This window comes from Pseudomonas sp. PDM04, assembly GCF_014851765.1.
In the GTDB taxonomy this organism is placed as follows: Bacteria; Pseudomonadota; Gammaproteobacteria; order Pseudomonadales; family Pseudomonadaceae; genus Aquipseudomonas.
Window position 1 is genome coordinate 828,524 of sequence record NZ_JACVAI010000002.1, and the last position, 20,024, is coordinate 848,547.

Below are 20,024 nucleotides of genomic sequence, written 5' to 3' on the forward strand. Positions count from 1 at the left end.
CTTCAGATACCCCTTTCGACAAGGCCGTCGCACATGATCTCGATGTCTTCATTCCACGCCATGCTGATCCCGATTCTCGCCGGGATGATCCTGCTGGCGATTGGCTTCAACTTCCGCGACAAGAATGCCGGCGTACTGGCGATGTGGATCGGGATGCTGACCATCCTCGCCACCGTGGTCTTCAAGATCCTGGCCAAACTCAACGAATAAAATCCTCGCCCCCGACTCGCATTGACTTTGGCGGGCTCGTACACTCGGTCAATCTGCTTCTTTCAAGGTTGACCGCCTAGTGTTCGCTCGTTTATCTGCCCTGCCCTGCCTATTCTTCATCTGCCTCCTGGCGTTGCTGCCGATCCAGCCTGCCCAGGCCGTCGGCCTGCCCAGCCTGCTCGGCAGCTCGTCCAGCCCCCAGCCCGAGGCGCAGGAACCGCTTGGCCAATCCCTGGACGAAGTCATCAAATCGCTGGAAAACGATCAGCAGCGCAGCAAGCTGCTGGCCGACCTGAAGAAACTGCGCGACGCCACCAAAAAAGCCCAGCCCGCCGCCGAAGAAGGCGTACTCAGCCTGATCGGCGGCACGCTGAATCGTTTCGAACAACAGTTCTCCGGTACCGACAGTCCGGTCACTCGCTGGACCCGGGAGTTCTCCCTGGCCCAGGACGAACTGGAGGCCCTGATCCTGCCGGCCAATGAATGGCTGCCGATCATCTTCGGCTTCGCTGTCGTCCTGGCGCTCTGGAGCCTGCTGGCCGCGGCGCTGATCTGGCTCAGCCATCGGGTGCGGATGCGCTTCGGCCTGACCGAGGAACTGCCGCAACATCCCAGGGCCCTCGACATGCTGCGCTTTGCCTTGCGCAAACTCGGGCCCTGGCTGATTGCCCTGGTGATCACCGTGTACATGAGTTACGCCCTGCCCTCTTCACTGGGTAAAAGCCTGGCCATGGTCCTGGCCTACGCACTGGTGGTCGGCACCTGCTTCTCGGCGATCTGCGTCATTGCCTTCTCCCTGCTGGACGGCCCCCATCGCCACCGCGCCCTGTACATCCTGCGGCACCAGGCTTTTCGCCCGCTGTGGCTGATCGGCAGCTTCGCCGCGTTCGGCGAAGCCCTGAACGATCCGCAACTGGTCAGCAGTCTCGGCAGCCATCTGGCGCACACCGCCGCCACGTTCGCCAACGTAATGGCCGCGCTGTCCACCGGATTGTTCATCCTGCGTTTTCGCCGCCCCATCGCCCACCTGATCCGCAACCAGCCTCTGTCCCGACGCCTGACCCGGCGCGCACTCAGTGACACCATCGATATCCTCGGGACTTTCTGGTACGTACCGGCCCTGGTGCTGGTGGCGATCTCGCTATTCGCCACTTTCCTCTCGGCCGGCGATACCAGCACGGCGCTGCGCCAGTCACTGATCTGCACCGTGCTGCTGGTGTTGTGCATGGTCATCAACGGGCTGGTGCGCCGCCACGCACAGAAACCGCAACGCGGACTCAAGCGCCATGCGCTGTATTCCGAACGCCTGAAAAGCTTCTTCTACACCCTTGCCCATCTGCTGGTGTGGCTGGCGTTCATCGAACTCGGCCTGCGAGTCTGGGGCATGTCGCTGATTGCGTTTACCGAAGGCGACGGCCATGAAGTCAGCGCCAAACTGTTCGGCCTCGGTGGCACGCTGCTGTTTGCCTGGCTGATCTGGATTCTCAGCGACACGGCGGTGCACCACGCGCTCACCCGTTCGCGCAAAGGCCTGGCCAATGCGCGCGCGCAGACGATGATGCCGCTGATTCGTAACGTGCTGTTCGTGGCGATTTTCATCGTGGCGCTGATTGTCGCCCTGGCGAACATGGGCATGAACGTCACGCCGCTGCTGGCAGGCGCCGGCGTGATCGGCCTGGCCATCGGCTTCGGTGCGCAGTCGCTGGTGGCCGACCTGATCACCGGACTGTTCATCATCATCGAAGACTCCCTGGCCATCGACGACTACGTGGATGTCGGTGGTCATCTCGGCACCGTCGAAGGCCTGACCATCCGCACCGTACGCCTGCGGGACATCGACGGCATCGTCCACACGATTCCGTTCAGCGAAATCAAGAGCATCAAGAACTACTCGCGGGAGTTCGGCTACGCGATCTTCCGCGTGGCGATCCCCGCCAACATGGACATCGACAACGCAATCAAACTGATGCGCGACGTCGGCCAGAAGATGCGCACCGATCCGCTGCAGCGGCGCAACATCTGGTCGCCCCTGGAGATTCAGGGGGTCGAGAGTTTCGAGTCCGGCAACGCGATCCTGCGGGCCCGCTTCAAGACCGCGCCCATCAAGCAGTGGGAGGTTTCCCGGGCCTTCAACCTGTCGCTGAAGCGGCATCTGGACGAAGCCGGGCTCGACCTGGCGATGCCGCGCATGACCGTGCAGGTGGTCACCGCCGGAGGCGGCCAGGCCACGGAGTAAACCTGACACACTGCGGCGCAGTCGGACTCATCGCGAGCAGGCTGCTCCCACAGGATTGGCAGCCACCCCAAAACCCAGGCAAAAAAAATCCCCGAACCAGTCGGGGATTTTTTTCGATCAATCAGCCAACAGGCCGATCAATCTTCGCGATAGCGACGCAGCTTCAACTGCTTGCCAGCCACACGAGTGTCCTTCAGTTTGGTCAGCAACTTCTCCAGACCATCTTCCGGCAGCTCGACGAGGCTGAAGCTGTCACGCACCTGGATGCGACCGATGGCTTCACGGGCCAGACCACCTTCGTTGAGGATGGCGCCCAGCAGGTTCTTGGCAGCGATGCCATCACGCGCACCCAGCGCGGTACGGCAGCGAGCACGGCCTTCACCCAGCGGCATCGGAGCACGACGCTCGCGGTCACTACGCTCCGGACGATCGCCGGAACGCTCCGGACGATCGCCACGCGGAGCGCTGTTCGGCACCAGCGGACGTTCTTTCTCGATAGCGGCCAGGTTCAGCGCTTGACCGTTGGTAGCCTTGCGCAGCAGGGCTGCGGCCAGGGCACGTGGGCTGCAACCGATGTCGGCGGTCAGGCGATCGAGCAGATCACCGTGGGTCGATTCGGCTTCAGCCACCAGCGGCGACAGGCTGTTGGTCAGTTTCTTGATGCGCGCATCCAGAACGGCTTGAGCGTCCGGCAGGCGAACTTCCGCAACCTTCTGACCGGTTACACGCTCGATCACTTGCAGCATGCGACGCTCACGCGGAGTGACCAGCAGCAGCGCACGGCCTTCGCGACCGGCACGGCCGGTACGGCCGATACGGTGAACGTAGGATTCCGGGTCGTACGGCATGTCAACGTTGAACACGTGAGTGATGCGCGGAACGTCCAGGCCACGAGCCGCAACGTCGGTCGCCACAACGATGTCCAGACGGCCATCCTTGAGGGAGTCGATCACACGCTCACGCTGGTTCTGGGCAATGTCACCGTTCAGCGCAGCGGCTTTGTAGCCTTTGGCTTCCAGGGCGCTGGCCAGGTCCAGGGTCGCTTGCTTGGTCCGCACGAACATGATCAGCGCGTCGAAATCTTCCACTTCCAGCAAGCTGAGAACGGCAGACGTCTTCTGGTCAGCGTGAACCAACAGGTGAGCCTGTTCGATCGCGGTAACGGTCTGGGTCTTGCTCTGGATCTTCACGTGCTTTGGATCGCGCAGGTGACGCTCGGCGATGGCACGGATCGACTGCGGCAGGGTGGCCGAGAACAATACGGTCTGACGGGTTTCCGGCATGGCCTTGAAGATGACTTCCAGGTCGTCCATGAAGCCCAGTTTGAGCATTTCGTCTGCTTCGTCGAGAACCAGGTGGTTCACGGTCTGCAGCACTTTTTCGTCGCGACGCAGGTGGTCGCACAGACGGCCCGGTGTGGCGACAACGATCTGTGCGCCATTACGGATTGCTTTCAGTTGTGGGCCCATCGGCGCGCCGCCGTAGACAGCCACAACAGTGACGCCCGGCATTTGCTTGGCGTAGGTTTCGAAAGCGGTTGCAACTTGTAGCGCCAACTCACGGGTTGGGGCCAGGATCAGAGCTTGCGGCTCGCGCTTGGACGGATCGATGCGGTGCAGGATAGGCAGGGCAAAGGCGGCGGTTTTACCGGTACCGGTTTGCGCCTGGCCAATCATATCGTGACCGGCGAGGATGATCGGGATCGACTGCTGCTGAATGGCCGAAGGCTCTTCATAGCCGGTAGCGACTACTGCAGCGACAATATTGGGATGAAGTTCAAGAGCGGCGAAGCCGCCGATTTCCTGGGTCATGGGTCTGCCTCTAAGTGCATCCGCAAAGACCCATGCTCCAAAGCTGCGCATGCCGTGTTGAGACTCAAGAGTCGCCCTGGCAGCTTTGTCGGCGGGGATTTGCGAAAACGAATGAATGAAAAGATTCGTCAAGGAAGAGTCCGGTGTGCGGACGTGCAGCTGAAGGTGACTTCGAATTGCGCTACCTAAACGCGGCCCGGTTAAAGGCCGGCGCGCACTATACCGGAATTCGCTCGGAATGGGAGCTTTATTTGTCGGAAAACTGACGGATATACCGTTGCGCCGCCGACCTTTGCGGATAATCGGGCAAGCGTCTACTTTTCAAAGGCCCGGCCCTGCTGGCGCTGATGCTAAAACGTTTCACTTCGACAATGCCGTCCCGTGTCCCGAGATCCCCCCAGCGAGGAAAGCGCCATGAATCAGCCCGCCCGCAGTCGCGTCACCCGGGAGCGACAAGGTCATGTGCTGTTGATCGGCCTCGATCGGGTGGCCAAGCGCAACGCATTCGACCTCGATCTGCTGAACGAACTGAGCCTGGCCTATGGCGAATTCGAGGCCGACAGCGAGGCGCGGGTCGTGGTGGTGTTTGGCCATGGCGAGCATTTCACCGCCGGGCTCGACCTGCTCAGCGCCAGCGCGGAGTTGGCCAAAGGCTGGCAAGCACCACCCGGAGGCTGCGATCCGTGGGGGGTGTTCGCCGGACCCAGGGTCAGCAAACCGGTGATCGTCGCCGCGCAAGGTTACTGCCTGACCATCGGCATCGAGCTGATGCTGGCCGCTGACATCAACCTTTGCGCGAGCAACACCCGCTTCGCCCAGAAAGAAGTGCAACGCGGGATCTTCCCGTTCGGTGGCGCGACGCTGCGCCTGCACCAGGTGGCCGGCTGGGGCAATGCCATGCGCTGGCTGCTGACCGGCGACGAGTTCGATGCCCACGACGCGCTGCACCTGGGCCTGGTTCAGGAGGTCATGGCCAGCGAGGACCTGTTGCCACGCGCCATAGAGTTGGCGCAGCGGATCGCCCGCCAGGCGCCCCTGGGGGTGCAGGCGACACTGATGTCGGCGCGCCAGGCGCGTTACGAAGGTGAGACGGTCGCGGCGCAGGGATTGCCCGCGCTGGCGAAGAAGCTGTTGGCGAGCGAGGACGCCAGGGAGGGGGTGCGGTCGATGGTCGAAAGACGGCCCGGTGTGTTCAAGGGGCTTTAGTTCTCGGTTGTCTGTGGAGCCTGTCGCGAGCAGGCTCGCTCCCACACGATTGTGCTGGACTTGTGGGAGCGAGCCCGCTCGCGACAGGCCCTCACGGACAATGACTCAGGTCGCCGGGCGAATCGCCTTGATCAATGGCTGCAACGAATACCCCAGACGCGGCGCCAGCGCTTCGGCCCGGGCGACCAGGCCGTCCATGTCCAGTTCCTGGTCCAGCTCCGAAGGCACGATCAGAATCACATTGCCCTCCTTCACCGGCAATTCCCAGTAATGCCGGTGATAAAGCCCGCGCAACAACGCCGCGCCCAAAGGCTTGCCATCATCGGTGGCCCACTGGTTGATCACCAGCCAGCCTCCCGGGGTCAGGCGCTTCTGGCAGTTTTCCAGGAAACGCCAGGCCAGATGCCCGACACCCGGCCCGACGTCGGTATACAGGTCGACGAAAATCAGGTCGGCCGGCTCGGCAGTTTCCAGCAACTCCAGGGCATCGCCGACCCGGATGTAAAGACGCGGGTCATCATCCAGCCCAAGGTACTCGATGGCCAGGCGCGGCACGTCCGGGCGCAGCTCGATGGCTTCGACATCTTCCAGTGGCAGGAACTTCAGGCAGGCCTGGGTCAGGGTGCCAGCCCCCAGACCGAGAAACAGTGCACTCTCCGGCTGTTCATGGCACAGCGCGCCGATCAGCATCGCCCGGGTGTAATCGTATTCGAGCCAGCTCGGGTCGGCAGTGAACACGCAACTCTGCTCGATGGCATCACCAAACTCGAGGAAGCGGTAATCGGCCACTTCCAGCACGCGAATCACGCCAAACTCGTCCCGTACCTCGGCGAGCAGATGCTCGACGCGCTCCTCAGTCATTTCGTCTCCTGATCGTCACCCGCTGCGGCAACACGATAAACCGCACGATGACGCGGCAAAGGCGCAATTGTCCGCGAAGCGACGGGAACAGGTCACGCACTAATTTGCTGATAACATGAGCGCCCGAGCGTAAAACAACCGAGACCGTGATGAGCCAACCCTGGAGCCCTGACAGCTGGCGCGCCCTGCCGATCCAGCAACAACCCCTCTACCCCGACGCAGCGCATTTGCGCCAGGTCGAGCAAACCCTGGCCAGCTACCCGCCGCTGGTGTTTGCCGGGGAAGCCCGGGAATTGCGCCGTCAGTTCGCCGAAGTCACCCAGGGCCGCGCGTTTCTGTTGCAGGGCGGCGACTGCGCCGAAAGCTTCGCCGAGTTCTCCGCCGCAAAAATCCGCGACACCTTCAAGGTGCTGTTGCAAATGGCGATCGTCATGACCTTCGCCGCCGGCTGCCCGGTGGTCAAGGTCGGGCGCATGGCCGGCCAGTTCGCCAAGCCGCGCTCGGCCAACGACGAAACCATCGACGGTGTGACCCTGCCGGCCTACCGTGGCGACATCGTCAACGGGATCGGCTTCGACGAGAAAAGCCGCGTGCCGGACCCGGAGCGCCTGCTGCAGTCCTATCACCAGTCCACCGCGACCCTGAACCTGCTGCGCGCCTTTGCCCAGGGTGGCTTTGCCGACCTGCACCAGGTGCACAAGTGGAACCTGGACTTCATTGCCAACTCCGCACTGGCCGAGAAGTACAGCCACCTTGCCGACCGCATCGATGAAACCCTGGCCTTCATGCGTGCCTGCGGCATGGACAGCTCGCCGCAACTGCGCGAGACCAGCTTCTTCACCGCCCACGAGGCGCTGCTGCTGAACTATGAAGAAGCCTTCGTGCGCCGCGACAGCCTGACCAACGATTATTACGATTGCTCGGCGCACATGCTGTGGATCGGTGACCGCACCCGCCAACTCGACGGTGCCCACGTCGAATTCCTGCGCGGGGTGAACAACCCGATCGGGGTCAAGGTCGGCCCGAGCATGGACCCCGATGACCTGATCCGCCTGATCGACGTGCTCAACCCGGACAACGACCCGGGACGCCTGAACCTGATCGCCCGAATGGGCGCGAACAAGGTCGGCGATCATCTGCCGGCGCTGATCCGAGCGGTGCAGCGTGAAGGCAAGCAGGTGCTCTGGAGCAGCGATCCGATGCACGGCAACACCATCAAGGCCAGCAGTGGCTACAAGACCCGCGACTTCGCGCAAATCCTCGGCGAGGTGAAGCAGTTCTTTCAGGTGCATCAGGCGGAAGGCAGCTATGCCGGCGGTATTCACATCGAGATGACCGGGCAGAACGTCACCGAGTGCATCGGCGGTGCGCGGCCGATCACCGAGGACGGGTTGTCGGATCGCTACCACACCCACTGCGACCCGCGGATGAATGCCGACCAGTCGCTGGAACTGGCGTTTTTGATTGCCGAGACGTTGAAACAGGTTCGGCGGTAAATCGCGTGACGCCCTTCGCGAGCAGGCTCGCTCCCACCCGTGCGGTCACGTGGGAGCGGGCCTGCTCGCGATTACCGCCCATTCAGGCGCCACCCATGCTGATAAATGCCACGCGCAACCTGTCCGCACTCGCCCGCCGGCAATTGAGTTGCACCCGCGCCAGCCCCAGCCAATCGGCCATCTGCCGCAAATTGACCGCCAGCGCCAGCATCCCCTGCTCATCCAGCCCCGGCTCTTCTTCATGCACCGCGTGCACCGCCAATTGCCCGTTGGCCCGCTCCGCGCGCAGATCCACCCGTGCGGCGATCCGCTCGTTGTGCAGGAACGGCAGCACGTAATAGCCATAGACCCGCTTATCCTGCGGTGTGTAGATCTCCAGTCGATAACGGAAATCAAACAACCGCTCGGTGCGGCTACGCTCCCAGACCAACGAATCAAACGGTGACAGCAAGGCACTGGCATCGACCTTGCGTGGCACCTTCGGCTCGGGCAGGCAATAAGCCGCCTGGCGCCACCCCTGAACCTCGCAAGCTTGCAACTCGCCCGCCTCCACCAACTCCGCCAGGCGCGGACGCGCGTCGCCCGGGTTCAGGCGGAAGTAGTCGCGCAAATCCTTCTCCGTCGCCACCCCCAAGGCATGGGCGGCATGCAGTAACAGACCGCGTTGCGCCTCGTCTTCGGTCAGCAACGGTTGTTGCAGAATCGCCGTGGGAATCACCCGTTCCGGCAAATCGTAGAGTCGCTCGAAACCGCGTCGCCCGGCCACGGTCACCTCGCCGGCCGCGAACAACCATTCCAGTGCATGCTTTTCCGCACTCCAGTCCCACCACGGTCCCGCCCGTTCCTGGCGCGTCGACAGGCTGCCGGCCCCCAGCGCGCCGAGTTCTTCGACCGAGGCCAGGACCCGGCGAATGGTGGCCTGCTGCTCACGCCCGAAACGCGCCAGTTGCTGATAGATGTCTTCGCCGCGGCGCGCGCGCGCCATGCGCCAGCGCATCAGCGGGTACATCGACAGTGGCAGCAGCGAAGCTTCGTGCCCCCAGTACTCGAACAGCGTGCGACGCCGGCCCGAACTCCAGGCTGCCTGGTCGAGCACATCGGATGAATACTGGCCAAGACGGGAAAACAACGGGAGGTAGTGCGAACGCACCAGCGCATTGACCGAATCGATCTGCAGGAGACCCAGGCGTTCGATCAGGCGATTGAGCTGAACTGCCTTGATCACCGCCGGCGACTGGCGCCCGTTGAATCCCTGGGCGGCCAACGCCAGGCGGCGAGCCTGTTTGATGGAAAAGGACAGCGTTGCGGGCATGGGCATCTCCTTGTCTGCTCGCAACCTACCTCACCGGGAGAGGGTTTGTGTAGTTGTGGGTGGCTCATTTGTGCATCGGGTCATCCCAGAACGGGCGGATGGCTTCATGCTCGACATCCGCGCGACTGATGCCGATGTCCTTCAGCGCCTCATCGCTCATGCTTGCCAGCAACTCGCGCTCACGGTGCAATTCGTACCAGCGGCTGATCTTGTGCAGCAGGTCCGACACCACATGGATGGAGTGTTTTTCAACGTCTGCGTAACCTTTTTGACCTTTCATCTTGTTGCCCTCCGTTTGGGATGGCTCAAGTGTCGCGCCAGGGCTAAGATCAATCCAACGAATGTTTCTTATGCAACACATCTCGGAGATTGATGAATGTCCGCCTACCCGAGTATCGACACGGAAGTGCTGCGCACCTTTGTCGCCATCGCCGATCAGGGCGGTTTCACCCGCGCCGGGGAACTTGTCAACCGCACACAGTCCGCTGTGAGCATGCAGATGAAGCGGCTGGAAGAGGATGTGCTACAGCGTCAACTGTTCCAGCGCGATGGCCGCCAGGTGCGGCTGACCGCCGAAGGCCAGGTGCTGCTGGGGTATGCCCGGCGTATCCTCAAGCTGCACAGCGAGGTGTTCAATACGTTGCGCGAGCCACACATGGTCGGCACGGTGCGCATCGGCACGCCGGACGATTACGTGATGCGTTTTCTGCCGGGGATTCTGCGGCGCTTTGCCCAGTCATACCCGTTGATCCAGATCGAAGTGCATTGCGAATCATCAAAACAATTGCTGCTGCGCCAGGACCTCGACCTGTCCATCGTCACTCGCGAACCGGGCAACGAGATCGGCCAGTTGTTGCGCAAGGAGCGTTTCGTCTGGGCCGAGGCGCAGTGTTTCAGCGTGCACGAGCAGACGCCGTTGCCGCTGGCGATGTTCAACAGCGATTGTTTCTGCCGCCTGTGGGCCTGCAATGCCTTGGACGCCATGGGACGCGATTATCGGGTGGCCTACAACAGCTCCAGCCTGTCGGCGATCATGGCAGTGGTCAGCGCCGGCCTGGCCGTCACCGCGCAACTGGAAAGCCTGATCACGCCCGACCTGCGCATTCTCGGTGAGGCCGAAGACCTGCCCGAATTGCCGGAAGCGAGCATCATGCTCCTGCGCAACCTGCACAATCCATCGCCGATCACCGAGTGCCTGGCCGAACACATCGTCGAAGGCTTCAAGCTTTAAGGGCGAGCAACACTGCGCACAGCACCAGGAAACCACAGAACAAACCGCGCAGCAGCCGCTCCGGCAAGGCGTGGGCGACCTTCACGCCCCAGCTGATGCTCAGCAGGCCACCAATGGCCAATGGCACGCCGATCATCCAGTCCACTTCATGGTGCACCGCATACGTCACCAGCGTGACCCCGGTGCTCGGCAGTGCCAGGGCCAGCGACAAGCCTTGGGCCACCACTTGCGTGGTGCCGAACAGGCTGGTCAATACCGGCGTCGCCACCACCGCCCCGCCGACACCGAACAGCCCCCCCATGGTGCCCGAAGCCGCGCCGAGCACACCCAGCCATGGCCAGGCGTGATTCATCTGTGATTGGGCCGGTGCGCTGGCGTGGAACATGCGCATCAGGTTGTAGGCCGACAGCGCGACCAGGAACGCGACGAACCCGAGGCGCATGGTCTGCGCATCCAGCCCCACTGCCCAGATCGAACCGATCCAGGCAAAACAGAAGCCCATGGAGGCCAGGGGCAGCGCGTGACGCAACTCGATGCGATTGCGCTGGTGATAACGCCACAGCGCCAGCAAAACATTCGGGACGACCATGACCAGAGCGGTGCCCTGGGCCATCTGTTGATCCAGGCCGCACCACACCCCCAGCAACGGAATGGCGATCAACCCGCCGCCTATGCCGAACAAGCCACCCAGGGTGCCCATGGCTGCACCAAACACGACATACAGCAAAAACTCGATCACGATCCGTTTCCCGTTGTTTCAAGCCTGTCATCCTACGCAGTCCGCGCTGGCGCGGAAACGCACAGCAACGCACAATGGCTGTGCCAACTTCGCATAAGCGCAGATCCACTCATGAACCCCAATCAGCTGACCGGGCAACTGGGCCTGTTTCTCGATGTCCTGGAAACCGGCAGTTTTTCCGCCGCGTCCCGCCGCCATCCGTTGACCCCTTCAGCCGTGGCGCGGCGCATCGACAACCTGGAGCTCGCCGTCGGCAGCCAGCTGTTCATTCGCAGCACCCACGCCGTACGGGCGACGCCGGCCGGCCTGGCATTTGCCGAACGGGCGCGGCGCATCGTCGCCGAACTGCAACTGGCCCGCGCCGAGGCCGTGTCCCTGAGCAGCGCGCCTGAGGGCCTGATCCGCATCGATGCCCCCGCCGCATTTGGCCGTCGCCACCTGGCACCGGTGATTGCGGACTTCCTGATGCTCTACCCCGGCCTCGACGTGCAACTGCACCTGATCGACAGCTTTGTCGACATGCAGGGGCTGAACCTGGGCAAGGTCGATCTGGTGCTGCGAGCCGGACAACTGGCCGACACCCGGCTGGTTGCCACGCCATTGGCGAGCATGGTGCGCATTGCCTGCGCCAGCCCTGACTACCTCAAGCGCCGGGGCGTGCCGAGCGACCCGGCGCAGTTGGTCGAGCATGACGGACTCGACTGGGACGGCCTGGCTCCGCCGTTCGCCTGGCGATTCGAGCGGGACGGGCAACTGCATTTGTACCGCCCGACGCGCATCCGCATGAGCGCCAACAATGCCGAGGCGCTGGTGTGCGGCGCACTGGCCGGGCTGGGCATCGCCCACCTGCCCACCTGGCTGGCCAGTGAATACCTGTTGCGCGGAGAGTTGCGGCCACTGTTTTGCGAAAACGGCTTGCCTGCGGCAGAAACCACCGGGATTTATGCGTTGCGCCTGGAACAGCAATCCAATACACGCAGCCGACTGTTGCTGGAATATCTGAAGAGTCGCTTCAGCCCTGTTCCGCCCTGGGATCTGGCATTGCAGCGCAACCTCGACCGACATTAGGTCGGAATTATCTGGCGCATTAAACATTTGCCCGCTAGATTCATAAGACCACCGACCAAGGCCTCGACATGACCACCGAACGCGACACCTCCTGCGACGACTTGCTGCTGGACAACCAGGCCTGCTTCGCCCTGCATTCCACCTCGCTGCTGATGACCAAGGTCTACAAGCCGCTGCTCAAGGCACTGGACCTGACCTATCCGCAGTACCTGGCCATGATGGTGTTGTGGGAACAGGACGGTCTGACCGTCGGCGAAATCAGCACGCGATTGCTGACTGACCCCGGCTCGCTGACGCCGCTGCTCAAGCGCCTGGAAGCCGAAGGCCTGCTCAGCCGCACCCGCAGCCGCGAAGATGAGCGCGTGGTGATTGTCGAACTGACCGAACAGGGACGCGCCCTTCGGGACAAGGCACGCAACATTCCCCAATGCATCCTCGGCGCCAGCGGCATGACACTCGAACGACTGCAGAGCCTGCAAAGGGAACTGCAATTTCTGCGCAGCCATTTGCAGGACAGTCTCTGACCCACAGGCCCCTCATGTGGGAGCGAGCCTGCTCGCGATGGCCGGGTGATAGTCCGCCTTGACGGTGATCGCCACACCCTTTCGCAAGCAGGCTCGCTCCCACAGGCTCCTTGTAGCCCCCAAGCATTCAACCCGCCCTACTTCCCTGCAAAATTTCCCACCTTCCAAAAACCCGCTTGAACAGCTCTATCTCGCGGCTTAAAACAAATCACAAAGCCTCATCGCTGCCCGTTTTCCAACTTTTTTGAAAATTTATCTTGCGCGCTAACTATTTGCGCGCTACATTCACCTCGCACTTACTTAACGCGCAAACATTTAGCGCAACGAATTCAAAATCCGAACGAGGCTCACATCATGCAAACTCTCTACACCGCAATCGCAACCTCCACTGGCGGCCGTGACGGTCGTGCGGTTTCCAGCGACAACATCCTCGACGTCAAACTCGCCACTCCAAAAGAACTCGGCGGTGCTGGTGGTGCGGCCACCAACCCTGAGCAACTGTTCGCAGCGGGTTACTCGGCCTGCTTCATCGGCGCCCTGAAATTCGTCGCCAGCCAGACCAAACGCAGCATCCCTGCCGACGCCTCGATCACCGCTCATGTCGGTATCGGTCAGATCCCTGGCGGTTTCGGTCTGGACATCGACCTGCACATCAGCCTGCCGGGCCTGGAACAAGCCGATGCGCAATCGCTGGTCGACGCCGCTCACCAGGTCTGCCCGTACTCCAACGCCACCCGTGGCAACGTTGATGTACGTCTGCACGTGACTGTCTAACTCCGACCACCCAGGCCCGAACAGGAAACGAACATGAACACTTTCAGCAAAGTCTTGACCGGTACCCTTCTCGCTCTGTCCGTCCACAGCGCATTCGCCGGCGACGTTGAACACAACACCCAGGCATTTCTCGATGTGTTGAACGCCGGCACCGGCAAACCGATGGAACAGATGACGCCCCAGGAAGCCCGCGCCGTACTGGTGGGTGCGCAGTCGGGGGTGAAGCTGACGCTGCCAAAAGCCGATGTCAGCCAGAAAACCATTCAGGTCGACGGCCAACCGATCAGCCTGACCATCGTCCGGCCGGCCGGGGTCAAAGGCGAGCTGCCCGTGTTCATGTTCTTCCACGGCGGCGGCTGGGTGCTGGGGGATTTCCCGACTCACGAACGACTGGTTCGTGACCTGGTCGCGGGCTCGGGTGCGGCGGCGGTGTTCGTCAACTACACCCCGTCACCGGAAGCGCATTACCCGGTCGCCATCAACCAGGCTTACGCTGCAACCCGATGGGTGGCCGAGCACGGCAAGGAAATTAACGTCGACGGCAAGCGCCTGGCCGTGGCCGGCAACAGCGTCGGCGGCAACATGGCGGCCGTGGTTGCCCTGATGGCCAAAGACAAGGGCACGCCAGCGATCAAGTTCCAGGTGCTGCTGTGGCCGGTGACCGACGCCAGTTTCGAAACCGCGTCCTACAACCAGTTTGCCGAGGGGCACTTCCTCACCAAAAACATGATGAAGTGGTTCTGGGACAACTACACCACCGACGCCAAGCAACGTAACGAGATCTACGCCTCACCGCTGCGGGCCACTGCCGCACAGCTCAAGGGCCTGCCACCTGCCCTGGTGCAGACAGCCGGTGCCGATGTGTTGCGCGACGAAGGTGAGGCCTATGCCCGCAAACTCGACGAAGCCGGCGTGCCGGTGACTTCGGTTCGCTACAACGGCCTGATCCACGACTACGGTTTGCTCAACGTGGTCAGCCAGGTACCGGCAGTGCGTTCGGCGATGTTGCAAGCTTCCGAAGAGCTGAAACAACACCTGAAGAAGTAAAGCGGTTTCATTGTGGGAACGAGCCTGCTCGCTCCCACAGGGCTCAGACCGAAACAGCAGACACAAAAAAGCCCGACTCGATGGTCGGGCTTTTTCGTTCCTGGAGCAGTGCTTATTTGGCACGGCCCTTGTAGGAACCACCTTCGCGGGTGTCGATCTCGATCATGTCGCCGATTTCGATGAAGTCAGCAACCGACAGCTCGGTACCGTTCTTCAGTTTGGCAGGCTTCATCACCTTGCCGGAGGTGTCGCCACGGGCGGAACCTTCGGTGTAGTCAACCTGACGCACGATAGTGGTTGGCAGCTCTACGGAAACCAGGCGCTCTTCGAAGAACACGGCTTCGCAAACGTCGGTCATGCCTTCTTCCACGAATGGCAGAACGCTTTCGATGTCTTCAGCGTTCAGCTCGTACATGGTGTAGTCGGTGGTGTCCATGAACGTGTAGGTGTCGCCGCTGATGAAGGACAGGGTCGCTTCCTTGCGGTCGAGGATCACGTCGTCCAGTTTGTCGTCCGCGCCGTATACGGTTTCGGTCTTGTAACCGGTCAGCAGGTTTTTCAGCTTGGTCTTCATGATCGCGCTGTTACGGCCCGACTTGGTGAATTCAGCTTTCTGAACCAGCCAAGGGTCGTTGTCGATACGGATCACGGTACCGGGTTTGAGTTCTTTACCAGTTTTCATTGCGAATATCCGAATTTGGATGGGAGTTACTAAAATCTAGGCCGCGTATCATAGCCAATTTCGGTAAAACTGTACCAGCGCCGTGGCAAGATCCGCCCGCGAGGCCTGTTCCAGACACCACGCTTCGGCATGTTTTTGCAGTTCGGACCAGTGTTTACGGGTCGCCAGCCATTGATCGGCGACCGGATCCGCGCCATTCCAGGCCCGCCAAAGTCCGCTGATCGCCTCGCGAGCCGGCGCCGAAAGACCTTCGGTGTACAACGTCAGGAAGGCTTCGAGCTTGTCCAGATGAATGTCTTCGTCCTGCCGATAGATGTGCCACAGCAGCGGCCGCCCCGCCCATTGCGCGCGCACGAACGAATCTTCACCACGCACGGCGTTGAACTCGCAACTCCACAGCAGCCGGTCATATTGGTCCTGGCGGACGAACGGCAACACCTGCACGGTCAGGGCATCGCGTACGTGTACAGCACCCGCTGCCAGCCCCTCGACGCCCAGCCAGCGCTCGACGTCGCCAAGAATCCGCCCTTCGGGCACCAGCAGATGCGTGGGCCTCGAATCCCCTGCCATCACCTCCAGCCAACTGGCCAGGCCGGTATTTTCATAGGCAAACAGTGAGATCAACAGCGCCCCGGGCGCAGGATCAACACCTAGGCTCTGCAGGAATTCTCGCTGAGCCTCGGCGCTTTGCTGAAATTGCCGACGCCGCTCAAGCAGTCCGCCTTCACGCAGCAAGCCGCCGGTGCCCTCCTGGAACCCCGGAAAAAAAAAGTATTTCTGCACGCTCTGGTATTTCACCGACGGCAGGCCGTGGCAGCCGATGACCCAGTCTTCGGCACTCAGGTAGTCGAGGTTCATCCACAATGGCCGCGGGTCCCGCGCGGCCATGGCATCCATGTAGGCGCTCGGCAGCTGGCAGGCAAAGGCGGCAATCACGACATCTGCGGCGTCGGTGGGCAGCCAGGCCGCCGGCCAATGGCGCACGTCGACACCTTCCTGCCATTGCTGCGCGGCATCAACGTCGATATCCGGACACAGGCGTTCGAACGCGCGCAGGTCGTCGACCCACAGTCGCACCGCCAGCGAATGCTCGGCCACCAGCTGACGGGCCAGGCGCCAGGTCACACCGATGTCGCCAAAGTTGTCGACCACGGTGCAAAAAATATCCCAGCGGGTTTTCATTTCAGGCATCCCAGGTTCCCGTTGGCAAAGGCGCCGATTGTCCGCATAAATTACCCCGTGCAGAAGAGCCGACGGCGATTAATCTTCATGCGACAATCGCCACTCGCCCGCGACCACCCGCCAGGAGGCAGTCATGCCCTATCGCCCCACCCCGCGCCGGACCTTGCCGATTCAGCTCAACGCCCTGCAACTGACCGGCAGCATCGCCCTCGGCGTGTGGCTGGGATTCGTTGCAATCGCACTGACCTGCTGGCTCGCCTCGCGCTTGCTGTTCAGCGAGCAACTGGCCCCGGTGGCCCAGGCCGTGCAGCAATTGGCCAACCCGCCGGTGGTGCAGCAAGTGCCCGACTTGCCGCCGCCGAGCCCGCAATTCGAACAATACGAGGAAAACCTGCGCAAGAACGAACAGGCGCAACGACTCGATCAGGCGCGCAGCAGCAACCGCAATCTGTCGAATCCGAAATGCCAGTTCTGGCTGCAACAGGACCGGACGGCGCCCAGCGAAAAAAGCCGCGCCAACGTGCTGCAATTCTGCGACTGATCATGAACAAGAAGACCGTCCACCAACTGATTATCGACAAACTGCGAATCGACCTCGACGTCGCCGAGCGTGCTGCGCAGACCGCCTACGAAACCGCCACCCACGAAGAAAACATCGCCGAAAACAAATACGACACCCTGGGGCTGGAGGCTTCTTACCTGGCGACCGGACAAGCCCGGCGCATGGAGGAAATCAGGCAGTCACTGACCCTGTGCCAGAACCTGGTGCTACGCCCCTACGACGATCAACGAGGCATCGAGATCGGTGCCCTGCTTGGCCTGGAAGACGAAAACGGTCGTGAACAATGGCTGTTCCTGGCCCCCGACGCGGCGGGCCTGAAGGTCGACCTGGTGGGGCAGTCGATCACCGTCATCACCCCTCGCTCGCCGCTGGGCATAAGCCTGCTGGGCAAGTTCGAAGGGGACGACGTGGAGATTGTGGTAGCGGGCACTCGGCAACAGTTCTCTGTCACCGAGGTCTTGTAGAGGGATTAGTGGACCGGCAGTTCGACGCCGTCGAACAGCTCTTCCAGCTCCTGTTTGTTGTGGCACTGAATGGCCTTGGCCATCACTTCCCGGGTCAGGTGCGGGGCGAACTTCTCGATGAAGTCGCACATGAAACCACGCAGGAAAGTGCCGCGACGGAAACCGATCTTGGTAATGCTGGACTCGAACAACTCGCTGGCGTCGAGCACGACCAGATCGTTATCGAGCTTGGTATCGACGGCCATTTTCGCCACGATGCCGACCCCCAGGCCCAGGCGCACGTAAGTCTTGATCACGTCGGCGTCGGCGGCGGTAAACACCACTTTCGGCGTCAGGCCACGATGGCTGAACGCTTCGTCGAGTTTTGAACGGCCAGTGAAACCGAACACGTAGGTCACGATCGGGTATTCGGCGAGGGCTTCCAGGGTCAGCTTCGGCAACTTGGTCAACGGGTGGCCCTGGGGCACGACCACGCAACGGTTCCAGCGGTAGCACGGCATCATCACCAGGTCACCGAACAGCTCAAGAGCTTCGGTGGCGATGGCGAAATCGACAGTGCCGTCAGCGGCCATTTCGGCAATCTGCATCGGCGACCCCTGGTGCATGTGCAGGGCAACTTCCGGGTACTGCTTGATGAAATTGCTGATCACCGGCGGCAACGCATAACGAGCCTGGGTATGCGTGGTGGCGATCGACAGGGTGCCCTTCTTCTCGTTGGAGAATTCCTGGGCGATCTGCTTGATGCTTTCGACCTTGCGCAGGATTTCGCCGGCCGTGGTGATGATGCGTTCGCCAGCGGGTGTGACGCGCGTCAGGTGCTTGCCGCTGCGAGCGAAAACCTCGACGCCCAATTCGTCTTCCAGCAGGCGGATCTGTTTGCTGATACCCGGTTGCGAGGTGTAGAGGCTTTGGGCTGTAGCAGAAACGTTGAGGTCGTGGTGCGCCACTTCCCAGATGTAGCGCAGTTGTTGAAGCTTCATATGAATCCCTCAAAGCAGGTAGACGCCACGGGCATCAGCGACGGTATATAACTATATTAATGGTTTGAAGAATAAATCTAGAACTTTTTTATCGAATCGACGTTATTCGTGTTCTAGCGATCCCCTTGGCGCCGACGCTCCACCAGCGGCACCAGATAGACCGGGACCCGAGCCAACTGCAATACCCGCGCTGCGGTCCTGCCCAAGGGCGTTTCCGCGCCAGCACCATGGCTATGACTGCCTACGATCAACAAATCCACGGAGAGTTTCTGTGCCTGATCGAGAATGACCTGCGACGGATCGCCCTGGAGCACCCGTACCGCCTGAATTCTCTCCAGATCCTGCTCCCCTTCACCTCCCAGCTCCTCGCGAAAACTGTCGAGCACGCGTTGCTCGATATTGGCGATCACCGTGTTCAATCCCTGACTGTGAAACTCGTTCAATGCCCGCTCGTCGAGATAACTCTGCAGCACCGACTCGGCGAACAGCCCCATGGGCTCAACGGCGTGTACCACATACAAGTCCGCATTGAAGGTTCGAGCCAGTGCCAGGGCGTGCTGCATCACCAAAGGTGCATACAGGCCGAGGTCAGTGGCATACAGCATCGAACGAATCATAGGATCTCCTCGCAATGCCAATATGGCGGAGATTGATTCAGCTTAGCAGCGCCTTGGCGAGTACGACGCCCTGCGTAACGTGTTGAACCACAGGCTTAAACTTTTTGCTCGTTGCTTATGCCATGCGGCACATGACCGGTGGCGACGACCTCGCGGGCCAATTCGCAATGGCCGGCCTGGTCGTCGAAAAAAACATCGGCGGCGAAGGCTTCGAGGAACGCCGACTTGGTCAGGCCACCCAGGAACAGCGACTCGTCGAGGCGAATGTCCCATTCGCGCAAGGTGCGGATCACCCGTTCATGGGCCGGCGCGGATCGCGCCGTCACCAGCGCGGTGCGAATCGGACAGGCATCGTCGGCGAACTCGCGCTGCAACAGGTTGAGCGCGGCGAGAAAGCCCTTGAACGGCCCACCGCGCAACGGTTCGCGGGCGCTTTCGCGCTCACTGGCCTGAAACGCTTCCAGGCCGCCCGCCTGATAGATGCGCTCCGATTCGTCGGAAAACAGCACGGCATCACCATCGAACGCGATCCGCAGCTCATCGCTGGCGGCACGACTGGCACCACCCGACAGAATGGTCGCCGCCGCGAACCCCGCATCCAGCGCGCTGCGCACATCTTCGGCATGGGTCGACAGGAACAGGTCGCAACCAAAGGCTTTGAGATAAGGGTAGGGACTGCGCCCACCGACGAACGCCGCGCGGGAGATCGCCAGCCCGTAATGATGGATCGAGTTGAACACCCGCAGCCCGGTGTCGGCACTGTTGCGCGACACCAGGACCACCTCGACCCGGGCGCGGCCGAGGCTGGTATTGAGATTGAGCAGTTTCTGCACCAACGGGAAGGCATCCCCGGGCTCGAGCATTTCATCCTCGTGCTCGATCTGATATTGCCGGTAGGCCTCGACGCCACTCGACAGATAAACCTTGTGGCTCTCGCTCAGGTCGAACAGCGCACGCGAGGAAATCGCCAGCACCAGCTTGTCGTCAATAGTCTTGGCCATGCCCTTCCCCCCTCAGGTAAT

Annotated in this window: 20 protein-coding genes and 1 pseudogene; 11 read left to right on the top strand and 10 right to left on the bottom strand. The window is 61.6% G+C overall.

Going from position 1 to position 20,024, the window contains the following annotated elements; all coding sequences use genetic code 11:
* Positions 1-42: 42 nt before the first annotated feature.
* Positions 43-210, top strand: a complete 168-nt coding sequence (locus tag IB249_RS10705; protein ID WP_192304894.1) for a hypothetical protein — start codon at positions 43-45, stop codon at positions 208-210.
* Positions 211-289: 79 nt separating this feature from the next.
* Complete coding sequence (locus tag IB249_RS10710) at positions 290-2,446, top strand: mechanosensitive ion channel family protein (protein ID WP_192304340.1); 2,157 nt, start codon at positions 290-292, stop codon at positions 2,444-2,446.
* 137 nt (positions 2,447-2,583) lie between these two features.
* On the opposite strand, the pseudogene IB249_RS10715 reads toward IB249_RS10710, so the two are convergent.
* Positions 2,584-4,291: pseudogene (locus IB249_RS10715) on the bottom strand (DEAD/DEAH box helicase).
* Positions 4,292-4,671: 380 nt separating this feature from the next.
* Here IB249_RS10715 and IB249_RS10720 point away from each other — a divergent pair.
* On the top strand, positions 4,672-5,463 hold the full coding sequence (locus tag IB249_RS10720) for a crotonase/enoyl-CoA hydratase family protein (RefSeq protein WP_192304344.1): 792 nt from the start codon (positions 4,672-4,674) through the stop codon (positions 5,461-5,463).
* A gap of 105 nt (positions 5,464-5,568) precedes the next feature.
* Here the strand turns inward: IB249_RS10720 and IB249_RS10725 are convergent, their stop codons facing one another.
* Positions 5,569-6,324, bottom strand: coding sequence for a spermidine synthase (locus IB249_RS10725; RefSeq protein ID WP_192304346.1), 756 nt, complete (start codon positions 6,322-6,324; stop codon positions 5,569-5,571).
* A gap of 149 nt (positions 6,325-6,473) precedes the next feature.
* Between IB249_RS10725 and IB249_RS10730 the strand changes: the two genes are divergently transcribed.
* A complete protein-coding gene (locus IB249_RS10730; protein WP_192304348.1) occupies positions 6,474-7,820 on the top strand; it encodes a class II 3-deoxy-7-phosphoheptulonate synthase in 1,347 nt (448 codons plus the stop codon).
* Positions 7,821-7,902: 82 nt separating this feature from the next.
* Here the strand turns inward: IB249_RS10730 and IB249_RS10735 are convergent, their stop codons facing one another.
* Together IB249_RS10735 and IB249_RS10740 are read right to left on the bottom strand one after the other, a co-directional pair.
* Positions 7,903-9,132 (bottom strand): winged helix-turn-helix domain-containing protein, encoded by a 1,230-nt coding sequence (locus IB249_RS10735; protein WP_192304350.1) that lies wholly within the window; start codon positions 9,130-9,132, stop codon positions 7,903-7,905.
* Positions 9,133-9,196: 64 nt separating this feature from the next.
* Complete coding sequence (locus IB249_RS10740) at positions 9,197-9,412, bottom strand: DUF1127 domain-containing protein (protein WP_192304351.1); 216 nt, start codon at positions 9,410-9,412, stop codon at positions 9,197-9,199.
* 96 nt (positions 9,413-9,508) lie between these two features.
* Between IB249_RS10740 and IB249_RS10745 the strand changes: the two genes are divergently transcribed.
* The gene (locus IB249_RS10745) at positions 9,509-10,363 is read left to right on the top strand and encodes a LysR substrate-binding domain-containing protein (protein ID WP_192304353.1); all 855 of its coding nucleotides are present in this window, start codon (positions 9,509-9,511) and stop codon (positions 10,361-10,363) included.
* Here IB249_RS10745 and IB249_RS10750 read toward each other — a convergent pair.
* Positions 10,353-11,102 carry a sulfite exporter TauE/SafE family protein gene (locus IB249_RS10750; protein ID WP_192304355.1) on the bottom strand — a complete coding sequence of 250 codons (750 nt, stop codon included), beginning with the start codon at positions 11,100-11,102 and terminating at the stop codon, positions 10,353-10,355. The two genes, IB249_RS10745 and IB249_RS10750, sit on opposite strands and share 11 nt — an antisense overlap.
* 111 nt (positions 11,103-11,213) lie before the next feature.
* Between IB249_RS10750 and IB249_RS10755 the strand changes: the two genes are divergently transcribed.
* The 4 genes from IB249_RS10755 to IB249_RS10770 all read left to right on the top strand — a co-directional run bounded on the left by IB249_RS10755 (position 11,214) and on the right by IB249_RS10770 (position 14,515).
* The gene (locus IB249_RS10755; RefSeq protein WP_192304357.1) at positions 11,214-12,170 is read left to right on the top strand and encodes a LysR family transcriptional regulator; all 957 of its coding nucleotides are present in this window, start codon (positions 11,214-11,216) and stop codon (positions 12,168-12,170) included.
* A gap of 68 nt (positions 12,171-12,238) precedes the next feature.
* Positions 12,239-12,694, top strand: coding sequence for a MarR family winged helix-turn-helix transcriptional regulator (locus IB249_RS10760; RefSeq protein WP_192304359.1), 456 nt, complete (start codon positions 12,239-12,241; stop codon positions 12,692-12,694).
* A gap of 354 nt (positions 12,695-13,048) precedes the next feature.
* Complete coding sequence (locus tag IB249_RS10765) at positions 13,049-13,468, top strand: organic hydroperoxide resistance protein (RefSeq protein ID WP_192304361.1); 420 nt, start codon at positions 13,049-13,051, stop codon at positions 13,466-13,468.
* Positions 13,469-13,501: 33 nt separating this feature from the next.
* Positions 13,502-14,515 carry an alpha/beta hydrolase gene (locus IB249_RS10770; RefSeq protein WP_192304363.1) on the top strand — a complete coding sequence of 338 codons (1,014 nt, stop codon included), beginning with the start codon at positions 13,502-13,504 and terminating at the stop codon, positions 14,513-14,515.
* Positions 14,516-14,627: 112 nt separating this feature from the next.
* On the opposite strand, the gene IB249_RS10775 is transcribed toward IB249_RS10770, so the two are convergent.
* Together IB249_RS10775 and earP are read right to left on the bottom strand one after the other, a co-directional pair.
* Positions 14,628-15,197 (bottom strand): elongation factor P, encoded by a 570-nt coding sequence (locus IB249_RS10775; RefSeq protein WP_003226785.1) that lies wholly within the window; start codon positions 15,195-15,197, stop codon positions 14,628-14,630.
* A 48-nt stretch (positions 15,198-15,245) separates the two neighbouring features.
* The gene (earP, locus tag IB249_RS10780) at positions 15,246-16,388 is read right to left on the bottom strand and encodes an elongation factor P maturation arginine rhamnosyltransferase EarP (protein WP_192304365.1); all 1,143 of its coding nucleotides are present in this window, start codon (positions 16,386-16,388) and stop codon (positions 15,246-15,248) included.
* A 124-nt stretch (positions 16,389-16,512) separates the two neighbouring features.
* Between earP and IB249_RS10785 the strand changes: the two genes are divergently transcribed.
* Positions 16,513-16,920 (top strand): hypothetical protein, encoded by a 408-nt coding sequence (locus tag IB249_RS10785; RefSeq protein ID WP_192304367.1) that lies wholly within the window; start codon positions 16,513-16,515, stop codon positions 16,918-16,920.
* Positions 16,921-16,922: 2 nt separating this feature from the next.
* Positions 16,923-17,405, top strand: a complete 483-nt coding sequence (locus IB249_RS10790) for a transcription elongation factor GreAB (protein ID WP_192304369.1) — start codon at positions 16,923-16,925, stop codon at positions 17,403-17,405.
* Positions 17,406-17,410: 5 nt separating this feature from the next.
* On the opposite strand, the gene cysB is transcribed toward IB249_RS10790, so the two are convergent.
* The 3 genes from cysB to IB249_RS10805 form a co-directional block, all read right to left on the bottom strand.
* Positions 17,411-18,385 (bottom strand): HTH-type transcriptional regulator CysB, encoded by a 975-nt coding sequence (cysB, locus tag IB249_RS10795; protein WP_192304371.1) that lies wholly within the window; start codon positions 18,383-18,385, stop codon positions 17,411-17,413.
* A gap of 113 nt (positions 18,386-18,498) precedes the next feature.
* Entirely contained in the window at positions 18,499-19,002 is a 504-nt protein-coding gene (locus tag IB249_RS10800; protein WP_192304373.1) for a universal stress protein, read from the bottom strand.
* Between the two features lie 95 nt (positions 19,003-19,097).
* The gene (locus IB249_RS10805) at positions 19,098-20,003 is read right to left on the bottom strand and encodes a 5'-nucleotidase (RefSeq protein WP_192304375.1); all 906 of its coding nucleotides are present in this window, start codon (positions 20,001-20,003) and stop codon (positions 19,098-19,100) included.
* Between the last annotated feature and the right edge of the window lie 21 nt (positions 20,004-20,024).